Genomic DNA, 23,146 nt, shown 5'->3' on the forward strand with positions numbered 1-23,146 from the left:
GGCGCTGGTACCGCCGCGCTCCTTCCAGCCTTCACCAGCGTGCGGCACCCCGCAGCGTGCGGTGCAAGAGACGAACCAACAGGCCACGAGCACGCGAGGCCGTGGCGTGGCGGCACTCGGAGGCAGGGGTGAGGCTGGAAGGGCAGTGAACGGACGGGCGGCGGGGAGATCCCCTGGAGGTGCCATGACTGGTGCGGACGGGCGTCGGCCGATTGTGGTGGGCGTCGACCCGGACCCTTCGAAGCGGCTGGCCCTCGCCTGGGCCGCCGACGAGGCGGATCGACGTGGCCTTCAGCTGCGGCTCGTCCACGCTCAGGGTGTGCCGACCGGCGGATACCGGTCGGGGGAGGTGCGGCCGTCCTGGGAGGAGTGGAACCGGGCGCTGCACGGCCTGGGTGATCAGGTGCTCAAGGAGGCGGTCGCCTTCGTCGACTCCCGGCGCCCGGCGGTGGAGGTGTCGACGCTGCTGGCGGAAGGAGAGCCGGCGTGGGTCCTGCGCGAGGAGGCCCGTGGCGCCGCCCTGGTCGTGGTGGGCTCCTGGCACCTGAGCAGGCGGCGCGAGATGTTCTCCTCCGCCTCCGTGGCCCTCCCGCTCATCGCCCATGCTCCTTGCCCGGTCGCGGTCGTGCCGGAGCCGGAGCACGTCACCCAGCAGCCCGCGTACTTCGTGGTCGGCGTCGACGGCAGTCCGCATTCGGCCGCGGCGGTGGATGTGGCGTTCGAGGAGGCGGCCCTGCGCGGAGCGCTCCTGCGGGCCCTGTACGTGTGGCATCCGCCGCTCCTCGGTGTGCTGGACGAGGACGCCGCGGTGCGGGAGTGTCGCCGGGTGCTCTCGGAGACGGTCGCGGGCCGCACCGCTGCGCACCCGGAAGTGGAGCTGCGCCATGAGGTCATACGCGGACACCCGGTGCAGGTTCTGACGGAGGCCTCGGAACACGCCCTGGGCCTGGTCGTGGGAACCAGGGGCCACGGAGGGTTCACCGGCATGCTGCTGGGCTCGGTCAGCCAGGGAGTACTGCACCACGCCCGGTGTCCCGTCATCACGGTCCCGGCGTGAGGCAGCGAACGGCCCGGGACCTGTTTCCCGGACGGCCCTGTCCTTATCGGCCGGCCCGTCACACGATGAGAGAGCGCCGCCGATCATGAGCGGCGAACAGGCGAGTACGGACCCGCTGGTACCGGACGGAGGGAGCGACGAGGCGGCCGGTGCCACGTCCGGTTCCAGCCCGCGTCCTCCGGTACCGGAACTCCCCGCCGACGAGGTCTTCTCCGCGCTGGGCACCTCACGGCGCGGCCTGCCGACGGCTCAGGCACGGGCCAGGCTGGAGAAGTACGGGTCCAACGAACTCCCGCGTGCGGGGCGCCGCGCCGTGTGGCGGCAACTGGGTGCCCAGTTCACGGACCTCTTCGCGGTGGTGCTGATCGTCGCCTCGGGGATCACCTTCCTGGCGTACGCGCTGGAGGAGCCGCGTGACATCGGCACCTTCCAGCTTGCGGTGGCGATCCTGGGCGTCGTGGTCCTGAACGCCGTCATCGGCTTCGCCCAGGAGTACTCGGCCGAACGAACGGCTCAGGCCCTGGAGGCGATGGTGCCCCACACCTGCCGGGTGCTGCGCGGCGGCGAACGGCTGGAGCTGCCCGCCGGGGAGCTGGTGCCGGGTGACGTGGTGGTGCTGGAGGCCGGGGACGCCGTGTCGGCGGACTGCCGGGTGGTGGAGGCGCACGAGCTGGCGGTGAACAACGCGCCACTGACCGGGGAGAGCAACGCCGTGGGCCGTACGGCCGACCCGGTGGCCACCGGACCGCCGCTGGAGGCCCGCAACTGCGTGTTCATGGGGACCGACATAGTCGCCGGATCCGGGCGGGCCGTGGTCTTCGCCACCGGCGCGGCGACCGAGTTCGGGCGGATCTACCGGCTGGCCGCGGCCGCTCCCCGGCAGAAGACCCCGCTGCAGCTACAGGTGGCTTCGATGGCGCGGCGGGTGGCGGGGGCCGCCCTGGCGATCGGTGTCCTGATGTTCGCCGTGCGACTGCCCACCGGGGAGTCCGCGGTGACCCTGTTCGTGTTCGCACTGGGCGTGATGGTGGCGCTGGTGCCGGAAGGGCTGCCCGCGACGCTGTCGGTGTCGCTGGCGATCGGTGTACGGCGGATGGCACGCCGCCATGCGCTGATCAAACAGCTGCTGGCGGTCGAGGCGCTCGGGTCGACCACGGTCGTGTGCACCGACAAGACCGGGACGCTCACCCAGGCGGAGATGACCGTCACCCAGGTGTGGGCGGGGGGTGCGCCGCACCCCGTGAGCGGTGTGGGGTACGAGCCGAGCGGTGAGGTCGCCGACGCGGCGCGGGTAGGCGAGCTGCTGCGGGTGGCGGGCCTGTGCTGCAACGCCCGGCTTGTGCCACCTACGGGCCCTCGGGAGCACTGGCGGGTGCTCGGCGACACCACGGAGGGAGCGCTGCTCGTCGTCGCGGCCAAGGCCGGTCTGGATCTGGGCGTGGAGGAGGCGGCCGCGCCGCGGGTGACGGAGTTCCCCTTCGACTCGGACCGCAAGCTGATGACCACGGTGCACAAGACGGGCGCGGGCTACCAGGCGTGCGTCAAGGGAGCGCCCGGAGAGCTGCTGGCGCGGTGCACCGACGTGGAGTGGGACGGGCGGCGTGGGCTGCTGACCGGGGCGGACCGGGCGGAGGTCGTCGCGGCGGGTGACGCGCTGGCGTCGCAGGGGCTGCGGGTGCTGGCCGTCGCGCGGCGGGAGTTGGACGGGCCACGCCCCGCGCAGGACGAGGCCGAGTCCGGACTCACGCTGCTGGGACTGGTCGGCATGCTGGATCCGCCGCGTCCGGAGGTCACTGAGGCGGTCGCCGTCTGCCGCCGGGCCGGCATCCGGATCGTCATGGTCACCGGCGACCATCCGCTGACCGGGGAGGCCGTGGCCCGTCGAGTCGGGATCGTACGGCGACCGCATCCGGCCGTGGTGACGGGCGCCCGGCTCGACGCGATCGACGACGAGGCGCTCGACGCGCTGCTCGCCGAGCCGTCCGAGCTGCTGCTGTGCCGGGTCAGCCCCGAGCACAAGATGCGTGTCGTCACCGCCTTCCAGCGGCGGGGCGAGGTGGTGGCGGTCACCGGGGACGGCGCGAACGACGCCCCGGCGCTCAAGCACGCCGACATCGGCGTGGCGATGGGAGTGTCGGGGACCGATGTCGCCCGGGAGGCGGCCTCGATGGTGCTGCTAGATGACTCGTTCGCGTCCATCGCGGCGGCGGTGCGGCTCGGCCGCGCGGTCTACCAGAACATCCGCAAGTTTCTCGTGTACCTCTTCAGCCACAACATCGGGGAGCTGGTCCCGATCCTGGCGGCGACCTTCGCCGGATTCCCGCTGGTGCCCATCAGCGCGGTACAGATCCTGGCGATCGACCTGGGATCCGATGTGCTGCCCGCCCTGGCCCTGGGCGCGGAACCGCCGGAGCCCGACGTGATGGACCGCCCACCGCGCTCCCGCCGGGAACGCCTGTTCTCGGCCGCTGCCGTAGGGCGGATCCTATTTCTGGGCGGCATCCAGGCGCTCTGCGTGACCGGAGTGTTCTTCTGGCACATCGGTTCCTCGGGCATTCCGTTCGACGACTTCACCGAGGACACCCTCGCCTACCAGGAGGCGATCACCATGGTCCAGGCCGGGATCGTGCTCAGCCAGTTCTTCAACGCACTCGCCGTACGCACCGACCGCCAGAGCATCCTGAAAGTGGGACTGCTGTCCAATCCCGCCCTGCTGGCGGCGGGCGGTTTCGGCGTCGCCCTCATGGCCGCCATCAGCTATCTGCCGCCGCTGCAGGCCGTCTTCAACACCGCCCCGCTCGACGCCGCCGACTGGGCGGTCCTCGCCGGGCTCGGCACCCTGCCCCTGATCGCGGACGAGGCCCGCAAGGCGTGGCTGCGCCGCCGCGCCGACCGCCGGAAAGGAGCCCCACGGTGAAGGTGATCATCGTCGGCTGCGGACGGGTGGGCTCGACCCTCGCCGGTCTGCTCGCAGCGGAAGGGCATGACGTGCGGGTCGTCGACCGGCGTCCCAAGGCGGCCCGGCGGCTGCCCGACAGCCCCCGCATCCGCTTCCACGAGGGCAACGGCTACAGCCGGGCCGTGCTCCAGGCCGCCGGGATCGAGCACACGGACGCCTTCGTCGCCGTCACCTCCGGGGACAACAGCAACATCGTCAGTGCGCGCACGGCGAAGGAGACCTACCGGGTGCCGATCGTCCTCGCCCGCATCTACGATCCCCGGCGCGCCGACATCTACCGCGACCTCGGCATTCCCACCATCGCCAGCGTCCGCTGGACCGTGCACCAGATCCACCAGATGCTGCTGCACCGCCACCTGAGCCCCGAACTCAGCTTCGGCAACGGAGAGACCCTGCTCGTCCGTTCCGAGGTGCCCGACTACCTCATCGGGCGGCGGCTGACCGAGTTCGACGTCGACGGCGAGATCCGCGTCGTCGAGGTCACCCGCGCGGGCCGCTCCCTGATCCCCGCGCACAGCACGCCGGCGCAGGCGGGCGACCTGGTCACCTTCGCCGTCGCCGCCACCGCGCTCGGCAGACTGCGCGGCTTTCTCGACAAGGAGCTGGGGACGTGAACGTGCTCATCGCCGGCGCGGGACGCCTCGGCACCCAGATCGCCCAGGTGCTCTCCACGGCCCGCAACAAGGTCACGCTGATCGACAGCGACGACGACCGCGTGGCCGAACTTCAGGGCCGCATCCCTGGCGTGCTGCTGGTCGCCGGGGACGCGTGCGCACCGGCCCTCCTGGAACACGCCGGTGCGCTGACCGCCGACTTGGTCGTCGCCACCACCGGTGATGACGAGGACAACCTCGTCATCAGCCTGCTCGCCAAACGCCAGTTCTCGGTGCCCCGCGTGGCCGCCCGCGTCAACGACGCCGACAACGCCTGGCTGTTCGACGCGCGCTGGGGCGTCGATGTCGCCGTACCCGCCGCCACCCCGCTGATCTCCCTCATCGAAGAGGCCACCGGGGCCACCGACACGGTCGCCCTGCTGCGGCTCAGCAAGGCCGGCGTCGACGTCATCGAAACGGCCATCACTCCCCAGTCCAGAGCGGTGGGCCAAGCTCTGGGCGAGGTCAGGCTGCCCGAAGGGACGGTTGTCGCAACGATCGTCCGTGGCGGACAGCCCACCGTGCCGGATCCGGCGATCCGCCTGCGGGCCGGGGACGAGCTCCTGCTCGTTTCGCATTCCGCGACCGAACAGGAGATCCACGCGGCGTTCCAGTGATCCGCCCCGATGCCAGGCACGCCAGGCTGCCAGCCACCGTGGCGGGGCCGTGTGCCGGACCCGCGCTACAGGCGCCTCAGTGACGCTTTCCCGCTCCTCGCACCACCGCGACCGGACAGTGTGCGTGATGCAGCAGGGCCTGGCTGACCGAGCCTAGAAGCAACCCGGCGAAACCACCGCGCCCCCGCGCACCGACCACCACCAGATGAGCGGAGCGGCTCGCCTCGATCAACGCCTCCCGCGTCCCGCCGTGCACCACCCTGTGTTCCGCCACAGCACCCGGGTAGCGCTCCTGACGGGCGGCGAGCGCCTCGGCCAGCAACCGCTCCTCCTCCTCGGCCAGTGCTCCCGGCGGGTTCGCGTACGGCATCGACGGATCCTGCGGGGCGGGCATCGGCGCGTTCCACGTGGTCCAGGTGTGCAGCGCCACCAACGGCGCATTCCGCAGGGCGGCCTCGGCGAAGGCAAATCGACGGCCTTCTCCGCCGCGGCCGAGCCGTCGACGCCCAGCACGATCGGACCGTCGGCGTGCGGCTGCTCGCCGACGACCAGCACCGGACAAAGGCCGTGCACCGCCAGATGCACCGCCGTCGACCCCACCAGCAGCCCGACGAACCCGCCCATGCCCCGGGGTCGGACCACCATCAGCTCCGGCACGCGACTGCGCCTCCAGAACGGTCAACGGCTCACCGGTCACCACGACATGACTGACCTCGACCTCCGGCGCCACCACCCGCGCCCGTTCGAGGCCTCGGCCACCAGGTGATCAACCATGTTCTGCAGCCCGCCCTCCGGCGGTCCCAGCGGTGACGGCCCCAATGGCACATGCGTCGCGGGCCAGACGAACGTATCTAGGTGTATATCTGAGCATTTCATCGGTTACTGCCGAGCAGCCCAGCGCCGCCGGACGCTGTCCTCGTGCTCGGCCTGCTCCAAGGCCAGGTCACTCCGGTCCAGGGCCTCCCGCAGGCGGGGGATCCAGTGGCGCCGCAGGGCACGGACCCGGTGCCGGGTGCTGCTGACCTCCGCGCCTACCAGCTCGGCGGCGGCGTGGGCGGCCGCGTACTCGGCTGCGGCGCGCACGGCACGGCCGTAGGCCGCCTCGGCGTGCACGAGGGCCGTGTTGGTGGGAGCGGCGGCGGTGGGCGGACGGGAGGGTACGGATGTGGAAACCGCCGCCGGATGGCGTACTCCCATGGAGGTGGTCCAGTTCACCGTGACCTCGGCGGCGCCGATGCCTGCTGCGGCCGAGTCGAGGGCCTGTTCCCCGCCCAGGAGCAGTCCGTGCAGCAGCCAGCTCTCAGCATCGGACAGAAGATCCCGCCAGGCCCGCCCGGCTGCCTCCTCCGCGCGCAGCAGCCGTTGATGCTCGGAGCGGAGGATGCGCAGCTTCTGTTCCAGCAGGTCGGCGCCGCGCTCGGCGACGTCGAGGCTGTGCCGTAGGCGCATGCGTCCCGCACGACCGGGCGGCGCAGAGCGGGCGCCGGTCATCGGAACGCCTCCGCGCCCGGGGCGTCCTTCGCCCCGTGGGCGTCAAGGAGGGAGACGGGGAGCATGGAGAGCTGACTGCGGGGCAGGGTGAGCAGCGCCCGCCAGCCGCGTTCCAGCGAGGCGTCGAGACCGCGCGGTTCGTCGCTGCGCTGGTCGGCGAAGTCCCGCAGGAACGCCTCCTCGAAGTCCAGGTAGTGGCGGTCGGTGGGGCTCAGCGCCGCCTGGCCGACCAGGTCCGCGAGATCGCGAATCTGGCGGGCCCGGGCCAAGGAGGCCAGCAGTTGCGCCGCGACGTCGAGGTGGTCGTCGCGGGTACGTCCGGGGCCGGCGCCCTTGCGCATCAGCCGCGAGAGGGAGGACAGGGCGTCCAGCGGCGGATACACGCCCCTGGCGTGTACTGAGGGCGAGAGCACGATCTGGCCCTCGGTGATGTACCCGGTCAGGTCCGGCACGGGGTGGGTGACATCGCCCGCGGGCATGGTGAGCACCGGCAGCACGGTGACCGAGCCGGGGCGGCCCTTGATACGTCCGCAGCGTTCGTACAGGGAGGCCAGGTCGCTGTAGAGGTAGCCGGGGTAGGCGCGGCGGGCGGGGATCTCCCCGCGGGCGGCGGAAACCTCGCGCAGTGCTTCGGCGTACGTGGTCATGTCGGTCATCACCACGAGGACGTGCCGTCCTTCGGTGAAGGCGAGGTGTTCGGCGACGGTGAGCGCGATGCGCGGGGTGAGGATCCGTTCGATCACCGGGTCGTCGGCGGTGTTCAGCAGCAGGACCAGTTCCCCGGCCGCCGACCGTTCCTCCAGGGCGTCGCGCACGAAGGAGGCGTCGGCGTGGGTCAGTCCCATGCCCGCGAAGACGACGCTGAACGCCTCACCCGCGGCGGTGGCCTGGGCGGCGATCTGGGCCGCCAGTTCCAGGTGCGGCAGCCCGGCGACGGAGAACACCGGTAGCTTCTGCCCCCGTACCAGCGTGGTCAGGGCGTCGACGGCCCCGACACCGGTGAGCACCGGCTCGGACGGGGGCTCGCGGCGCACCGGGTTGATGGGAGCGCCCCCCACCTCGGCGGCGTGGGAGCCGAATACGGGCGGGCCGCCGTCGAGGGGCTCGCCCCGGCCGTTGCAGACCCGGCCAAGCCAGTCCGTGCCGACCGGGACGCGCAGCGGGCTGCCCGAGAATGCCGCGCGGACGCCCTCCGGATCCATGCCCGCGGTGCCCTCCAGCACCTGGACGACCGCCAGGTCGCGGTCGGCGTCCAGGACAACGCCGTGGCGCCGTTCGCCCGACGCGAGGGTGATGCGCACGTACTCGTCCCAGCCGATCCCCGAGACGCCTGCGACGATCGCGAGTGGTCCCCGGAGTTCACGCACCGCCGTGTACTCGATCCCACCGGACAGGCTCATGGATGCGGACGGGTTCATGGGCGCACCGCCCCCAGCCTGGCGAGCATGGTGTCCCGCCGCGCCGCCACCCCGGCGGCGTCGTGCGGACCAGTGTCCTCGCGGGCGCGCAACAGCGGACCGAAGTCGACCTCCTCGACCGAGGCCGCCGGGACACCGGAGTCCACCAACTCGCGGCAGCGATCAGCGACCGCCAGGACTGCGTCGGCCAGCGCGGCCGTCTTCTCCGCGCCGCAATACGCGTCCCGCTCCGACAGCGCGCTCTGCTGCAGCACGCCCTCCCGGATCAGCCTCCCCGCGAGCACGCTGATCCGCTCCCGCGCGGGCAGGGCGGCGATGCCGATCAGGTCCACGAGATCGGCCAGCCGGTCGGCCTCCGCCAGCACTGCTCCCACCCGGTCGCGGCGCCGGTTCCACGCCGGATCTCCGGCCTCCCGGTGCCCGGCGGCCAGGACAGGTACGTCCCGGGAGAAGGACCCGGCCCAGGAGACAGCCGGGTAGTGGCGGGCGTAGGCGAGGTCGCGGTCGAGGGTCCACAGGCAGCGGACGAAGCGTTCGGTGTGCGCGGTCACCGGTTCGGTCATGTCCCCGCCCGGCGGGGACACCGCGCCGATCACGGTCACCGAGCCCCGGTCGCCGCCGAGAGTGGTCACGGCGGCGGCCCGCTCGTAGAAGGCCGCGATGGCGGAGGCCAGTCCGGCCGGGTAGCCCTCCTCGGCGGGCAGCGCGCCGGTACGGGAGGCGAACTCGCGCAGCGCCTCGGCCCACCGGGAGGTCGAGTCGGCGATGACGACCACGTCCAGGCCCATGTCCCGGAAGTACTCGGCGACGGTCACCCCCGTGTACACACTCGCCTCACGGGCCATCATCGGCATGTTGGAGGTGTTGGCGATCGTCACGGTGCGGTCCGCGAGGCGTCCACCTGTGCGCGGGTCCTGGAGTTCCGCCAGTTCGGTGATGACGTCGGCCATCTCGTTGCCGCGCTCCCCGCAGCCGACGTAGACGATGACGTCCGCGTCGCACCACTTGGCGATCTGCTGCAGCAGCACCGTCTTGCCGGTGCCGAAGCCGCCGGGCACCGCCACCGTGCTGCCCCGGGCCACGGGGAAGAGCAGGTCGATCACCCGCTGGCCGGTGTTCAGGGCCTCGTGGCTGTCGACGCGCTCCCGCACCGGACGCGGCAGGCGCACCGGCCACAGGGCGCCGACCGTCACCTCGGTGCCGCCCACCACGGCCACCACCGCGTCGCGCGCATGGTCTCCGGCGACGGCGATCTCCTCGACCGCGCCCCCGCAGCCGGGCGGCACGAGGACCTTCACCGGCACCGGCCCGGCGTCCTGGATCTCCCCGAGTGCCTGTCCCTCGGCCACCTGCTCGCCCTGCGCCACCAAGGGGGAGAAGGACCAGGTGCGTTCCTCGGCCGCAGCCCGATGCGCGCCGGGCAGCAGCCAGTCGCCGGCCCCGGACAGGGGGCGCAGCAGACCGTCGAAGATCCCGCCGAGCAGTTCCGGACCGAGCCGCACCGACAGCGGACGGCCCTGGGGCAGCGCCGTCTGCCCCGGAGCGAGGCCGCCGGTGTACTCGTACGCCTGGGCGGTGACCACGTCACCGCTGATGGCCACGACCTCGCCGGGCAGCCCGGCGGGGCCTATCGAGACCAGGTCGTACATCGCGATGCCGCTCGTGTACTCCATCTCGACCAGCGGTCCGGTGACGCGCAGGATCCGGGTGGCCGACTGCCGGTCAGTCGGCCGTCGACGCGTCTCAGCGGCTTCCGTCACAGCTCCCACAGGCTCCGCACCTCCGCTCCCATACGGTCCAGCGCGCGGTCGGCCAGCGCGGTCAGCGAGAGGTCGACCCGTCTCCCCGGCACCCGGGCCACCACGCCCCCGTCGGCGTGCTCGCTCACCTCGGCGCCGGGACCGAGGAGGACACGGGCCCGGTTTTCCAGCCGCTCCCGCAGGGACGCGAAGCCATCGGTCCCGCGCAACTCCCGTACGCGTTCGGCGGCCTCGAGGCGCAGCTCGTCGTACGACTTCCGGCGGGCGGCGAGGGCGCGGGACCTGGCCTCCCGCCGGGCCCTGACGAGGAGGTCACGGGCGGCATCCGCGCCGTCGGACTCGCCCTGCCCGCGGGCCTCGTCGAGGATCGCTCGGGCCTCGGCGCGGGCCTGGCCGAGCAGGGCTGCGGCCTCCCGCTCGGTGCGGGCGAGGAGCGCTTCCGCATCGGCGTGAGCGGCCCGCAGCAGCTCTTCCCGGACGGGCCGCAGTGCGTCCGTCGTCCGGTCGGTGGCCGGGGTCGTCATGGCGGCATCACGGCGGTCAGTGGGCGGCAGCCTCCGGGGGCGGTCGAATCCGACTCCAGCGCCTCGGCCGCAGTAGGGGTGAGGATCACCAGGTCGATACCGTCCGGCAGGCTGCGCCAGATCCGGCGTACGTCGTCGGGGCCGTCGGCGATGAGGACGACCGCTCCGGCCAGGGCCAGACCGGCTACACGGGCGCGTTCTCCGATGGCGGCGACGGTGCCCATGGGTCACGCCTTCCCGATGAGGATGACCGCGACGACCAGCCCGTAGATGGCGATGCCCTCGGCCAGGCCGACGATGACCATCGCCCGGCCGAAGAGTTCTGGCCGCTCGCTGAGCGCCGCGAGGGCTGCCGCACCGGTGTAGGCGACGGCGATGCCCGCCCCGATCGTCGCCCCGGCCACCGCGATCGCGGCGCCGATCAGGGCGGCGGATCCGGAGCCGGACTCCTGTGCCGTCGTGGTCGCGGCCTGCGCGGATCCGCCGCTGAGCGCCAGGGCCAGCACCACGGTGGCGGCCACCAGGAGCACGGCGTCGGCGGCGACCATCCACCACAGGGCCGTGCGGCCCGAGCGCCGCAGCACAAGGCGTACGGCGACGAATCCCGCGACGATGACGGGCAGGGCCAAGAACCAGGCGAACACGATTACTCCTCCCTCGCCGGGCCTTGCCGGACAGGCTTCGCTGTTACGGGCGGCCCGGCAGCGGCTGAACCCGCGATGTGCTCCACGGGCAGGTGCCAGGGCCTGAAGGGGCGGCCCTCACCCTCGAAGAGCCGGGAGAACAGTTCGTAGAACTCCAGCCGCAGCGCCTGGACACCCGCCACCAGCGCCTCCAGTGAGAAGGCCAGGGCATTGCCGAGCAGGAAGACGAGCACCGCCGCGACGACGGCCACCGGGCCCTGGCCCGCCAGCGCGGTCGTGCCGTCCCAGACGATCGCGCCGAGCGCCGCATGGGTCAGGCCGAAGGCCGCGAGCCGCGCGAAGGACACGACGTTGGAGCCGATCCGGACCACCGCGTCGAAGAGCTGGATGCCGGTCTGTACGGCACCGCCCGGACCGCCCGCTGTGGTCGCGTACAGCCCCACCCCGGCCAGGCCCAGGCCGACGACGGCGATCACGGCCCCCACGACGCCGTACGCCGCCTGGCCGAGCCACACATACCCGGCGATGACGGCGAGTCCGAGGTAGAGCGCCGCCCCGGCGATGCCGGTCGTCGCATACAGAGCCGCCACCGGTCCACCTTCCCGCCACCGGTTCACGATCCCCGCGGCGTAGGCGACGGCGAGCAGCACGGCGCCGAGGCCGACGGCGGCGGCCAGCAGTCGCATGGGCTCCTCCAGCGGTTCCAGCCACAGCACGGGAAGCACCCCGGTCGGGCCGAAGAACTCGCCGTACGCCACACCGGCCACAGTGGCGGCCAGCCCGGCCCCGGCGACGAAGGGCCACAGCGGACGCAGCGTTGCGATACGGCGAGGCCGCCCCGCCCGAAGCAGGAGCGCGATGGCGACCAGCAGCAGCCCGTGCCCGGCGTCGCCGAACATCAGGCCGAACATCACCACGTAGACGATCCCGGCCGCCATCGTGGGATCGAGGTCGGCGTAGGGCACGGTTCCGTACGTCGTGACCAGGGGCGTGAAGGAACGCCGCACGGTCGTCGCCGCATACCCCGGGGGCGCCGTGCCCGCTCCGGTCAGCAGGGTCGGCGGGTCGACACCGCGCGGGGTCCGCAGCGGCACCAGCGCGCCCCCGGCACCGGCGATGCGCGCCGCCGTCGCGCCCACCTCCGCCTCGGGGCACCAGCCGGCCAGCGCCGCGATCGCACCGTGCCGGACCGCGCTGCCGAGCCGTTCCTCCAACTGCGCCTCACCTGCCAGCAGGTCTGTCCGGCCCTCGCGCTCCAGAGCGTCCAGATCGGGGGCAGCCTCGCTGAGAACGGGTTGTGCCGGCTCGGCGCGCAGACGCTGCAGGTGGGTCGCTGCCGGCCCGCGGACATCCGGCCCTCCGTCCCCGGCCAGGTCGATCTCGACGCAGCCCGCCTCGGCGATCCGCACCAGGCTCTCCCGCAGCGCCTGCTCGGGGGCCACGACGGCCACCCTGCGCATCCGGACCGGTACCGCCGCTTCAGCCCGGAGCATCCAGCACCTCCGCGGACCAGTCCCCGGGGCCGCCGCCCCGGACGGCCAGTTCCAGCGCTCCGCGGGTCCGCCACGCATCTGCGGACAGCAGCGCCACGGCCCCCACCACCGGCTGTGGCCCGAAGTGGGACCGGCGCAGCAGTTCCCGGCCGTCCCGCTCGACCGCGTCCCACCACCGTGCCTCCGCCCGCCACAGGTCCGCCGCCTCGTCGATGTCCTTCAGCAGCCACTGCGCCGTGGCTGGCAGCGCCTGCCGGAAGTCGGCGTACGACCCCGCCGTCACCGCTTGCGGGCCGAGCAGGCGGGCTGCTCGGCGGGCGGAGACGTCAGGCATCCGGCGGCCGACGACGAACACCTCACGGCCGAACAGCAGGGCGAGCCGGGCCGCCGCCCAGCGCGCCGCGTCGGGAACGGCGGTCGCGAGCCGTAGGGCGGCGGAGACCCGCATGCCGGTGGCGACCGCGGCCGGGGAGTCGCCCCCGGGGTCGCCCCAGACGGAGGCCGCCAGCGCGGAACGCAGCTCCGACGGCGTACGGGTGCGGGCGAGTCGCGTCCAGGCGATCGTCAGCGCGCCCAGGCGGTAGGGCGGGGGGTGGAGGCGTTCCGTGCCCGCATGTCGCGGTTCGACCGGGGCGGGGCCGGGGGTTTCGGCCGAGAGGGAACGCAGCTGGTGTTCGGTGTTGGAGATCTCGAATCCGGCGGCGAGTGCCCGGATGGCATCGGTGCCGGTGGCCGGTTGCCAGCCGGCGAGGACCCGCAGATGCCACAGCAGAGTCGCCGAGACCGCACGCTGGGCCTCGGCCGGGGTGGCGCCGGGGGTGACGTCGTGCCGGTACGCGGTGGCCGCCAAGTAGCGCAAGGCGTCATCCAGTGTCGGGGACCCGGCCACGTTCCGGACGCCGTCCGCGCCCAGGCACCTGGTCCACAGAGCCCGTGCCCGGGTCACACCGGCCACCCATCCGGCTCCCATCAGGGATCACCCTCCCGGGGCCTTCCGCAGCCCGGAGCCCGGTGAGGCGCCGGTGCGGGTGGCGATCGCTCCTCCGCCGCGAGGTCCTCCAGCACCAGTGCGAGCACACGGTCGGCGAGTGGGGACATCCGGGTCCGGGCACGTTCGCGTACGGCGGTTGCCTCGCGCTCGGCCGCAGCGCGCAGTGCCGCCGCCTCGGCCTCGGCGGCACGCAGCACATGCTCGGTCGTGCGCGCCCGTAGCGGACGGGCCTCCTCACGCGCCTCGGCCACGATGGCCTCGGCCTGCCGTTCGGCTTCCTGACGGCGTGACGCGGCGGCGTCGGCGGCCCGCTCACGTATGGACCGGGCTTCCGCCTCCGCCTGTTCGAGCAGGGCCAGGGGTGGTGCGAGTTCCGCACGGAGTTCGGCGGAGCGGTCCGCGGGGACACCGCCCGGTGCGGCTCGGCCGGGCGAGGCCGCCGGCCGGAACCGTGTCAGAAAGTCCCGGAAACCCGCCACGAACTCTCCTCCAGGTCGGTCCAAGACCCTGCTTCCACTCTCCCCGTGGAGCGCTTCCCAGTCTCTACGGTGGAGGGAAACCTGTCGCGTCGCACTGGGCCACCTGTCCCGCACCGGGGGCCGTTCGGCCCGGAGGCCACACCACTGCATCGATGCGAGACTGACCCCGTAGGTGGACGGCGTCCCCTGGGAGGCGGCCGTGAGCGACTTCGAGCACAGCTCCGCGGAGAAGGAGGCCCGCCGCGCCACGCCGGGCCGCCCCTGGACACCTCAGGAAGAACCGCGCCGGGACGCGCTGCGCCGCTATCTCGCAGCGGTCGCCGCCGCCGCGTCGGCAAGGAGCACCGAAGAGTCCGAGCCCGCTGCCGGAAAGGAAAGGGCCGAGCCGCCGGCCACGGCCGCGCCCTCCGCCCAGGTACCGGTCGTACTCCACGTGCGGGACGTCATGCAGGTTCCGGCGGTCTCCGTCCCCGGCGACATGCCGTTCCTGGACGTGGCCCACGCCCTCGCCCGCGAGCAGGTGAGCGCCGTACCGGTGGTCGACGCCGACGACCACGTGATCGGTGTCGTCTCGGAGTCGGATCTCCTGGCCAAGGCCGCCGTCATGGCGGAACCGCACCGGCACGGACCTGTCGGCAGGCTGCGGCAGCACCGCCTGTACGAGAAGAGCCACGGCGACACGGCGTCCACCTTGATGACCTTCCCGCCGGTCACCGTCCACCCGGCGGAGCGCGTGGCGGATGCCGCGTGGACCGCCGCTCACGCGCGGCTGAAGCGGCTGCCTGTGACCGACCATCGCGGTCGGCTGGTCGGTGTGGTGAGTCGGCGAGATCTGCTGCGGGCGCTGATCCGGGACGACGCCGAGATCCGGGCCGAGGTCGAGTCCCTGGTCGGTCAGCATCTGCTGGATCCGCGCGCTGTCGAGGTCGCCGTGGAGAACGGGGTGGTGACGATGGCGGGGCGACTGGACAAGGCCCTTGGCCCGGAGCTGCTCGTATCGGTGCGGGACATCGACGATGTGGTCGATGTGATCGACGAGACGGAAGCCGACTGAAAAGGCCATCGAGACCGAAGAGCAGACGGACAGGCGTCGGTGATGCCAAGGCAACCCAACCAGCCCGGGCCGCTGGATGTCCCCCGGCGTCTGCGTCTGAGCGCCGAGCTGGAGATGATCGCCGAGCAGCTCAGGTCGCTGGCCAGGGCGCAAGACCAGTTGCATGACCTGTACGAGGCGGTCATCGGCCGGGAAGTGGACTTGTCCGTCGTGCTGCAACTGATCGTCGATACCGCGATGGAGCTGGTCGGCGCCCGCTATGGCGCGCTGGGCGTGCTCGATGAGAAGGGCAGATACCTCGATCGATTCATTCCGGCCGGCCTGTCCGAGCAGGAGCGGGCCGACCTGGCTGGGGTGGAGTTCCCGCACGGCCGCGGCCTGCTGGGCCACTTGATCACCCACCCGGAACCGCTGCGGGTCGATGACATCTCCGCCCATCCGGACTCGGCCGGCTTCCCGCCCGGCCATCCGCCGATGCGCACCCTGCTCGGGGCCACGATCAGCACCCGCGGCAAAATCTACGGGGACCTCTACGTCGCCGAGCGGCGCGACGGGCAGCCCTTCGACGTCCACGACGAAGCCCTCATCGTCGCACTCGCCGGCGCCGCGGGCCTGGCCATCGACGATGCCCGTCTCTACGAGCAGACCCGCTTCGACGCCGAACATTTCCAGCGACTCCTCCTGCCACGCCTGCCCGACCTGCGCCCCTTCGGCGCCGCGGCGGCCTATCGCCCCGCCATCACACCTGGCCACATCGGCGGAGACTGGTACGACGCCCTCCTGGTGCCCGACCACGCCTGCGCCGCTGTCATCGGCGACGTCGTCGGCCACGACCTGCAGGCCGCGGCCGCCATGGCCCAGATCCGCAACATGCTGCGCGCCCTGCTCTACGACCAGCGCACCTCGCCCAGTGCCGTTCTCGCCCACCTTGACCAGGCCCTCGCTGCGATCACCGACGAGCACGTCACCACCGCCTGCCTCGCCCGCATCGAACCCGCCCAGCCGGGCACCTGGACACTGCGCTGGAGCACCGCAGGTCACCCTCCGCCGCTGCTGCTCACCCCCGACCACCAGGCAAGCTATCTGCACGCCGACCCGGACCTGCCGCTCGGCGTCGACACCGCCCAGCCGCGCAACGACCACACCCACCCCATGCCGGCGAGCTCCACCGTGCTCTTCTTCACGGACGGGCTCGTCGAGCACCCCGCGCACGCGATCGACACCGGACTGGCGCGCCTGGCCGACCTCGCCACGGAGCACGCCGCCCTGCCCCTGCAAGACTTCGTCCAAGCCCTGGCAGACCACCACCCCAGCGACGGCCACGACGACATGGCCATCCTTGCCCTTTGCACCCCGCGCGCCTGACAAAGCACCTCAAGCAGGCACACGGGGAACCGGGCCCATCAAGCGACGCCGGTCACGGACGCGGCCCGGAGGACCCGAGACAATCACCGCTGCCGCCAAGGCGCGGCTGTACGCCGCTCGGACTTCCCCCTTCCCCCATCCGCGTCGGTCGTTCACTGTGCACAGCAGCCGCGATGGGGGCGTCGCCCGCCGCGGGCGGCTGTTCCCTGCGGCCGTGGCATCCACGGGCGCACGTCACCGGGTGTGGGCGACGAGGAAGTCGGCGCTGCCGGACAGCGTGGTGAGCCGGGGCGTGTCCTCGTCCTCGATGCGCACGCCGGACCGTTCGCTGAGGACTTCGACGAAACTCAGGAAGTCCAGCGAATCCATCTCCAGCACGTCACGGAACGCGTCGTCGGGTTCCAGCGTGGCGACGTCGGTGTCGGGGATGACGGAGGAGATCGATTCCCTGATCATGTCCAGTGCATCGGTTCGGTTCATGTTCACAGCTGCTCCGGGTTCTGCAGGAGGCGGGTGACCGCCGTGAGGTAGCGGGCGCCGACGGCACCGTCTGTCGCCCGGTGGTCGGCCGAGAGGGTCGCCGTGACCACGGGCCGCACGCCGAGCAGGCCGTCGACGGCGCACGGCCGGTCGGCCACCCGCCCGAAGCCGACCAGGGCCACCTGCGGCGGGTAGATCACACCGAAGACGGTTTCCACGCCCTGGTCGCCGAGGTTGGTGACCGTGATCGTGGCGTCGGACACCTCGGAACCACGCAGCCTGCCTGTGCGGGCCCGGGTGACCAGATCCTTCAGGGCGCTCATCAGTTGGGTGAGTGTCAGGGTGTCGGCGTGGTGCAGCGCGGGGGCGATGAGCCCTCCGCCGCGCAGGGACACGGCCACGCCGAGGTGGACGCCTTCGCCTGCCGTGAAGTGGTCATCGGTCCAGAAGCCGTTGAACTCCGGGACCTCACTGGCCGCCAGGGCCACCGCCTTGAGCAACAGGGCTGCGGGGAGCAGCCGTTCACCGACCGGGCTGCGCCGGTTGTGCTCGTGCAGCCAGGCCATCGCGGCGGCCATGTCCACGGTGGTGGAGAGGTAGTAGTGGGGGATGTCCCGGTTGGCGCGGGTCACCAGGCCGGCGATCGCCTGGCGCATGGCCGCCGCCCGGTCTTCGGAAGGACGGGCGGCAGAAGGCCGTACCGCGGAAGGACGTACCGCGGCGGCGCCCGCGTACGCGGGCCCGGCGGGGGCCGCCGGGCCCGGGGCTGCCTGGCGTACGTCCGCGGCACGGACGGCCGACTCCCTGCCCGTCCCCGTCACCGTGGCCAGATCGACACCCAGTTCGGCGGCGAGCCGCCGGGCGAGCGGGGTGGCCCGCACGCGTGGCGGCCGAGCAGTGGCTCGGGCGGCCGCCGCTTCCTCGACATCGGTGCGGGTGACGCGGCCTCCTGTTCCGGAGCCGTGCAGCGTCTCCAAGTCGACGCCGCTCTGCTCCGCGAGGTGCCGGACCAAGGGGCCCGCCTCGATGTGGCCGCGCTCCCGAGCGGCGGACGGCGCCGACACCGACACCGGGACCGGGGCGGGTTCGGGTGGCGGGGATGGGGGCTCGGAAGGCTCGCCTTTCTTCGGTACGTGGCGGACAGGTCGTCGCTCCGCCGCCTTCTCGGCTTCCGTGGGGCCTTCGGGCTTCCTGACCTTCCCCGGTTTCCGGGCTTCTTGCGGCTTTCCCGCTCCTTCCGGTTCCCCTGGCTTCTCCGCCGTCGGCCCAATGAGCGCGAGCGGCGTGCCCACCGGCACCGTCGTGCCGGGCTCGACGAGCAGCTCCGTCATGGTCCCGGTTTCGAAGCACTCCACCTCGATCGTCGACTTCGCGGTTTCGACGACCGCGACCGGGTCTCCCTTGTGGACGAGGTCACCGGGCCCCACCAGCCATTCCAGGAGCGTGCCCTCGTCCATGTCCGCGCCGAGGGACGGCATGGTGAACTCGGCCATGATCAGTGCACCGCCCGGTAGACGGCCGCGACGATGCCGGCGGTCTGTGGCAGGGCGGCCTCCTCCAGCTGCCGCGCGTACGGCATCGGCACCTCGGCGCTGCACACCCGCTCGACGGGCGCGTCCAGTTCGTAGAACGACCCTTCCGCGATACGGGCGGACACCTCGGCGGCGAGGCTTCCCGTACGCCATGCCTCGTCGATGACCACCGCACGGTGAGTACGGGCCACGGAAGCGGTGATGGCCGCATCGTCGAGGGGACGGAGCGTGCGCAGGTCGATCACTTCCGCGCTGATGTCCTCGGCGGCCAGCTCGTCCGCCGCCGCGAGGGCCTTGGGCAGCGAACCGCCGTATGTGATCAGGGAGATGTCGGCGCCGGGGCGTCGGATCGCGGCGTGGTCCAGGTCCACGGGTTCGGTGGGCGGGAGGAGTTCGCCGGAGACGTTGTAGAGGCTTCCGTGCTCGAAGATCAGTACGGGGTCGGGGTCGGCGAGCGCCGGGGCCAGCATGTGGCGGGCGTCCTCCAGGGTGGCGGGGGTGAGGACGCGGATGCCGGGGATGTGCGCGTACCAGCCTTCCAGGCTGTGGGAGTGCTGGGCGCCGAGTTGCCGTCCGGCGCCCGTCGTCATGCGGATGACCAGCGGCACGGGCAACTGGCCGCCCGACATGTGCAGCAGGGTGGCGGCGTTGTTGAGGATCTGGTCGAGGGCGAGCAGGCTGAAGTTGACGGTCATGATCTCGACGATGGGCCGCAGCCCGGCCAGGGCGGCGCCGATGCCGGCGCCCACGAACGCGGACTCCGACAGCGGGGTGTCACGGACGCGTTCGGGTCCGAACTCCTCCAGCAGGCCGAGGCTGACGCCGAAGCATCCGCCGTAACGGCCCACGTCCTCGCCCATGAGGAAGACACGGTCGTCGGAGCGCAGGGCCTCCCGGAGCGCCTCGCGCATCGCCTCGCGGTAAGTCGTCTTGGCCTCTTGCGTTCCGCCTCCCATGGTCAACTCACCGCCTCCGCCGAGGAACTGGTGACGTGGCGGAGCAGGTGCTCGACCGGCTCCTCGGGTGCCTGTTCGGCCGCTTCGACGGCGTGGTCGATCTCGTCGGTGATCCGCTGCTCGATCCGGGCGAGTTCCTTGTCACCCAGCTCACCGTTCTCGCGCATGCGGTCCATGAGAAGGCTGATCGGGTCCCTGGACTTCCACTGCTCGATCTCCCCCTTCTCGCGATACCGGTCCGGGTCGTACATCGAGTGAGCGCGGAAGCGGTAGGTGCGCAGTTCCAGGAAATGCGGTCCGGTGCCGGCCCGGATGCCCTCGACGGCCCGCCTGGCGGCATGTTCGACGGCCTCGACGTCCATGCCGTCCACGGCCCAGGCGACCATGCCGTAGGAGGCGGCGCGCATGGCCAGGTCGGTCTGTGCCTCGTGCCGCTCCAGGGCCGTGCCCATGGCGTAGAGGTTGTTCTCGCAGACGAGCAGCAGGGGCAGCTTCCACAGCGCCGCCAGGTTCGCGGTCTCGTGGAACTCGCCCTCGGCGAACGCCCCGTCGCCGAAGAAGCAGCAGGTGACGCGGGACTGTTCCCGCATACGGTCGGCGAGCGCGAGGCCGGCGGCCAGCGGGAGCCCGCCGGCGACGATCGCGTTGCCGCCGTAGAAGCGGCGGCTCGCGTCGAACAGGTGCATCGATCCGCCCCGGCCACCGCTGCACCCGGTCGTCCGGCCGTACATCTCCGCCATCACGGCCTCGGCCGTGATCCCGCGGGCCAGCGCGTGGCCGTGTTCGCGGTACGTGGAGACGACCGCGTCCTCGGGTGTCAGTACCTCGTTCACGCCGACGGCGACGGCCTCCTCGCCGATGTAGAGGTGGACGAAGCCGCGGATCTTCGCGGCGCTGTACAGCTCGACGCATCGCTCCTCGAAGCGCCGGATGCGCAGCATCGCCTCCAGCTGGTCCGTCCGGTGTCCGGCGGCCCCTCGCCCGGCGGGAGATGCGGTGCTCGCGTTCCGATTGGCCGTCGCGGTTCTCTTGGCGGACCTCGGTGCCGCCGAGTCCTTCCGTGTGCGGGTGGGGCGGGCCGCGCTCATGCCGATCCCTCCAAGGTCGACAGGTCGCCCGTCGGCAGGCCGAGTTCACGCGCACGCAGCAAGCGGCGCATCACTTTCCCGCTGCGGGTCTTGGGCAGGTCCTGGTCGAACGCGATCTCCCTCGGCGCGACGGCGGGGCCCAGCTTGCGGCGGCCGAAGGCCAGCAGCTCCCGCTCCAGATCCGAAGTCGGCTCGACACCGGGGCGCAGCGACACGAACGCCTTGACGACGTTCCCGGCGACCGGGTCCGGCCGTCCGATCACCCCGGCCTCGGCCACCGACGGGTGCTCCATCAGCGCGCTCTCCACCTCGAACGGGCCGATCAGGTGCCCCGCCGACTTGATGACGTCGTCAGCCCGCCCCACGAACCAGTACCAGCCGTCCGTGTCCCGGCGGACCAGGTCACCGGTCAGGTACCAGCCGTCCGCGAACGCGGCGTCGTAGCGCTCCTTGTCGTGCAGATAGCCGCGGAACATCGACGGCCAGCCCGGCCGCAGCGCCAACTCGCCCTCGACGTCAGGGCTTTGCAGCTCCGTGACCCTGCCGTCGGTGACCAGTGCCCGGCCGTCCTCGCCCTGCTTCAGCACGGTCGCGTCGACGCCGGGCAGCGGACGTCCCATCGAGCCGGGCCGGATCTCGCAGGCCGCGAAGTTCGCGATCATGATGCAGCCGGTCTCCGTCTGCCACCAGTTGTCGTGCACCGGCAGGCCCAGCACGTCCCGGCCCCAGACGACGGCCTCCGGGTTGAGGGGCTCGCCGACGGAGGCGATGAAGCGCAGGGCCGACAGGTCGTAGGAGCGCGGCAGGTCGTACGGGCCATGTCGCGGGGTGGCACGCATGAGCATGCGCAGGGCCGTAGGGGCGGTGTACCAGACGCTGACCCGCTGTTCCCCGAGGATCCGGTACCAGCGCCGGGCGTCGTAGTCGCCCTCGTCGACGACCAACGTCACGCCGTGGACGAGCGGGGCGATGATCCCGTACGACATGCCGGTGACCCAGCCGGGGTCGGCGGTGCACCAGTACACGTCCTCGGGGTGCAGATCGAGCGCGTACGCGGCCGTCGCGTGATGGGCGACCACCGCCTCGTGGACATGGACCGCACCCTTGGGAGTGCCGGTGGTTCCGCTGGTGAAGTGCAGCAGGGCCATGTCGTCGGGAGAGGTCGGCGGGATGGTGAAGGTGTCCGGGGCAGCGGACATCAGGTTGTCGAAGGAGGCGGTGCCGGGCAGCTCGCCGGCGCCGGGGCCGACGATCAGGACGTGTTTCAGCCCGGGAACCGACGCCCGGCGCTCGGCGACCTTGCGCCGGTAGAGGGCCGCGGTGGTGACCAGGACCTGCGCGTCGCCGAGACGCAGCCGCTGCTCCACCGGGTCCGGGCCGAAGGCGGAGAAGAGCGGGCAGAGCACGCTGGTGTTCTTCAGCGCGCCCAGCACCGCGGTGTACAGCTCAGGACAGCGGCCGAGCAGGGTGAACACGCGGTCCCCGTGCCCGACGCCGAGGGAGCGCAGGACATTCGCGAAGCGGGCCGTACGACGGGCCAGTTCCCCGTACGTGACGGTCGAGACGGAGTCGTCCCGGGCGACGCACCGCAACGCGACCTTGTCCGCGTGGTCCGAGGCCGCGTGCCGGTCGACGGCCTCGTGGGCCATGTTGAGCCCACCGTCGGGCAGCCCGCCCAGCGCGCTGCGCGCCTGCGACCAGGTGAAGGCGGAGCAAGCCCGGTCGTAGTCGGTGAGACAGGGCGGCACGACCGGTGCGGTGTCCTTGCGGATGGTTTCCCAGTGCATGGGTGCTCCTCCCGGCACTGCCCTGATCTCCAGAGTCGCCGAGCACGGCGTCGGCCGCACTTCGACCGGAGGAAGTGGCCCGATGGGACCAGCGGCGGCCGCTGCCGGCGTTCATGGAGCCGGGGGCCGCCCGCTTCTTGCGGGCCCGAATTGCACGGTGCGCGGTTTCACTCCGCTTCGCCGTGTCTCCTTGTGGCCCTCGGCTCAATTCCATAGAACCGCCGCTCAACGGGAGGTTGTAGGGCCGAACGGCCCGGAACAAGGGGCCGACCGACCTGTTCGGACCTCTGTCGGCCGGTCGGTTCACTCGCGGTGCAGCACGACTTTGAGAGCGCCCGTGGTGGTGCCGTGCGAGAACACCTCGTAGGCGTCCTCCATCCGATCGAGTTCGAAGGTGTGGGTGACCAGCTGTGAGACGTGCAGGCGTCCGAACCTCACCAGCTCCAGCAGCCACGGTATGGAGTACGTGTCCACCTGGCCGGTACTGATCGTCACGTTCTTGCGCCACAGGGATTCGAGATGCAGCGTGACCGGTTTGCCGTGTGTGCCGATGTTGGCGATGTGCCCCCCTGCGCGGACGGCGCGGGTGCACAGGACGAAGCCGTCCGGTTCCCCCGACGCCTCGATGACCGCCTCGGCCCCCGGTCCCTCGGACAGCTCGGCGATCATCGTCCCCGGTAGTTCGGCGGCATCGGCCCCCACGCGGGCGGCGGCTTCCAGCCGGGCGGAGGACAGGTCCACCACGATGATCCGGCGGGGCGAGTAGAGCCGCGCGACGACGACGCAGGCGAGACCGAC

The 23,146-nt window shown here is 72.2% G+C and carries 21 protein-coding genes and 1 pseudogene; 6 read left to right on the forward strand and 16 right to left on the reverse strand.

All coding sequences use genetic code 11. The features are described 5' to 3' along the window. Positions 1-184 precede the first annotated feature (184 nt). From ACGFNK_RS34660 to ACGFNK_RS34675, 4 genes are all read left to right on the forward strand, one after another. Positions 185-1,057: a universal stress protein gene (locus ACGFNK_RS34660; protein WP_393422318.1), complete on the forward strand. Its 873-nt coding sequence runs from the start codon at positions 185-187 to the stop codon at positions 1,055-1,057. 85 nt (positions 1,058-1,142) lie between these two features. Continuing rightward, positions 1,143-3,974, forward strand: a complete 2,832-nt coding sequence (locus ACGFNK_RS34665; protein ID WP_393422320.1) for a cation-translocating P-type ATPase — start codon at positions 1,143-1,145, stop codon at positions 3,972-3,974. After that, positions 3,971-4,630, forward strand: a complete 660-nt coding sequence (locus ACGFNK_RS34670) for a potassium channel family protein (protein ID WP_393422322.1) — start codon at positions 3,971-3,973, stop codon at positions 4,628-4,630. The genes ACGFNK_RS34665 and ACGFNK_RS34670 overlap by 4 nt, the downstream gene beginning before the upstream one ends. Continuing rightward, the gene (locus ACGFNK_RS34675; RefSeq protein ID WP_393422324.1) at positions 4,627-5,286 is read left to right on the forward strand and encodes a potassium channel family protein; all 660 of its coding nucleotides are present in this window, start codon (positions 4,627-4,629) and stop codon (positions 5,284-5,286) included. The genes ACGFNK_RS34670 and ACGFNK_RS34675 overlap by 4 nt, the downstream gene beginning before the upstream one ends. A gap of 76 nt (positions 5,287-5,362) precedes the next feature. Here the strand turns inward: ACGFNK_RS34675 and ACGFNK_RS34680 are convergent. From ACGFNK_RS34680 to ACGFNK_RS34725, 10 genes and pseudogenes are all read right to left on the reverse strand, one after another. Then, positions 5,363-6,162: pseudogene (locus ACGFNK_RS34680) on the reverse strand (universal stress protein). 3 nt (positions 6,163-6,165) lie between these two features. Next, entirely contained in the window at positions 6,166-6,777 is a 612-nt protein-coding gene (locus ACGFNK_RS34685) for a V-type ATP synthase subunit D (RefSeq protein ID WP_393422326.1), read from the reverse strand. After that, positions 6,774-8,177 carry a V-type ATP synthase subunit B gene (locus ACGFNK_RS34690; protein WP_393422373.1) on the reverse strand — a complete coding sequence of 468 codons (1,404 nt, stop codon included), beginning with the start codon at positions 8,175-8,177 and terminating at the stop codon, positions 6,774-6,776. Before ACGFNK_RS34690 ends, ACGFNK_RS34685 begins: the two co-directional genes overlap by 4 nt. A gap of 14 nt (positions 8,178-8,191) precedes the next feature. Next, positions 8,192-9,955 carry a V-type ATP synthase subunit A gene (locus ACGFNK_RS34695; protein WP_393422328.1) on the reverse strand — a complete coding sequence of 588 codons (1,764 nt, stop codon included), beginning with the start codon at positions 9,953-9,955 and terminating at the stop codon, positions 8,192-8,194. After that, positions 9,952-10,479 (reverse strand): hypothetical protein, encoded by a 528-nt coding sequence (locus ACGFNK_RS34700; protein ID WP_393422330.1) that lies wholly within the window; start codon positions 10,477-10,479, stop codon positions 9,952-9,954. The genes ACGFNK_RS34695 and ACGFNK_RS34700 overlap by 4 nt, the downstream gene beginning before the upstream one ends. Then, positions 10,476-10,703 (reverse strand): hypothetical protein, encoded by a 228-nt coding sequence (locus ACGFNK_RS34705; RefSeq protein ID WP_393422332.1) that lies wholly within the window; start codon positions 10,701-10,703, stop codon positions 10,476-10,478. Before ACGFNK_RS34705 ends, ACGFNK_RS34700 begins: the two co-directional genes overlap by 4 nt. 3 nt (positions 10,704-10,706) lie before the next feature. Further along, positions 10,707-11,123: an ATP synthase subunit C gene (locus tag ACGFNK_RS34710; protein WP_393422334.1), complete on the reverse strand. Its 417-nt coding sequence runs from the start codon at positions 11,121-11,123 to the stop codon at positions 10,707-10,709. A gap of 2 nt (positions 11,124-11,125) precedes the next feature. Continuing rightward, the gene (locus tag ACGFNK_RS34715; RefSeq protein WP_393422336.1) at positions 11,126-12,616 is read right to left on the reverse strand and encodes a V-type ATPase 116kDa subunit family protein; all 1,491 of its coding nucleotides are present in this window, start codon (positions 12,614-12,616) and stop codon (positions 11,126-11,128) included. Continuing rightward, a complete protein-coding gene (locus tag ACGFNK_RS34720; protein WP_393422338.1) occupies positions 12,603-13,586 on the reverse strand; it encodes a V-type ATPase subunit in 984 nt (327 codons plus the stop codon). Before ACGFNK_RS34720 ends, ACGFNK_RS34715 begins: the two co-directional genes overlap by 14 nt. Further along, positions 13,586-14,086: a hypothetical protein gene (locus ACGFNK_RS34725; protein ID WP_393422340.1), complete on the reverse strand. Its 501-nt coding sequence runs from the start codon at positions 14,084-14,086 to the stop codon at positions 13,586-13,588. Before ACGFNK_RS34725 ends, ACGFNK_RS34720 begins: the two co-directional genes overlap by 1 nt. Positions 14,087-14,285: 199 nt before the next feature. On the opposite strand from ACGFNK_RS34725, the gene ACGFNK_RS34730 reads away from it, so the two are divergent. Together ACGFNK_RS34730 and ACGFNK_RS34735 are read left to right on the forward strand one after the other, a co-directional pair. Continuing rightward, on the forward strand, positions 14,286-15,140 hold the full coding sequence (locus tag ACGFNK_RS34730; protein WP_393422342.1) for a CBS domain-containing protein: 855 nt from the start codon (positions 14,286-14,288) through the stop codon (positions 15,138-15,140). Positions 15,141-15,182: 42 nt separating this feature from the next. Continuing rightward, positions 15,183-16,505: a PP2C family protein-serine/threonine phosphatase gene (locus ACGFNK_RS34735; protein WP_393422344.1), complete on the forward strand. Its 1,323-nt coding sequence runs from the start codon at positions 15,183-15,185 to the stop codon at positions 16,503-16,505. 234 nt (positions 16,506-16,739) lie between these two features. Here the strand turns inward: ACGFNK_RS34735 and ACGFNK_RS34740 are convergent, their stop codons facing one another. The 6 genes from ACGFNK_RS34740 to ACGFNK_RS34765 form a co-directional block, all read right to left on the reverse strand. Further along, positions 16,740-16,985 carry an acyl carrier protein gene (locus tag ACGFNK_RS34740; protein WP_393422346.1) on the reverse strand — a complete coding sequence of 82 codons (246 nt, stop codon included), beginning with the start codon at positions 16,983-16,985 and terminating at the stop codon, positions 16,740-16,742. Between the two features lie 2 nt (positions 16,986-16,987). Next, positions 16,988-18,478 (reverse strand): 2-oxo acid dehydrogenase subunit E2, encoded by a 1,491-nt coding sequence (locus ACGFNK_RS34745; protein WP_393422348.1) that lies wholly within the window; start codon positions 18,476-18,478, stop codon positions 16,988-16,990. A 2-nt stretch (positions 18,479-18,480) separates the two neighbouring features. Next, on the reverse strand, positions 18,481-19,473 hold the full coding sequence (locus ACGFNK_RS34750) for an alpha-ketoacid dehydrogenase subunit beta (RefSeq protein ID WP_393422350.1): 993 nt from the start codon (positions 19,471-19,473) through the stop codon (positions 18,481-18,483). Between the two features lie 2 nt (positions 19,474-19,475). Continuing rightward, positions 19,476-20,561: a pyruvate dehydrogenase (acetyl-transferring) E1 component subunit alpha gene (pdhA, locus tag ACGFNK_RS34755; protein ID WP_393422352.1), complete on the reverse strand. Its 1,086-nt coding sequence runs from the start codon at positions 20,559-20,561 to the stop codon at positions 19,476-19,478. Beyond that, entirely contained in the window at positions 20,558-22,348 is a 1,791-nt protein-coding gene (gene acsA / locus ACGFNK_RS34760) for an acetate--CoA ligase (protein ID WP_393422354.1), read from the reverse strand. The genes pdhA and acsA overlap by 4 nt, the downstream gene beginning before the upstream one ends. A gap of 303 nt (positions 22,349-22,651) precedes the next feature. After that, positions 22,652-23,146 (reverse strand): zinc-binding dehydrogenase (locus ACGFNK_RS34765; protein ID WP_393422356.1); only part of this gene is annotated, 495 nt, incomplete at its 5' end.

The organism is Streptomyces sp. NPDC048825 (assembly GCF_043198355.1).
Taxonomy (GTDB): Bacteria; Actinomycetota; Actinomycetes; order Streptomycetales; family Streptomycetaceae; genus Streptomyces; species Streptomyces xiangluensis.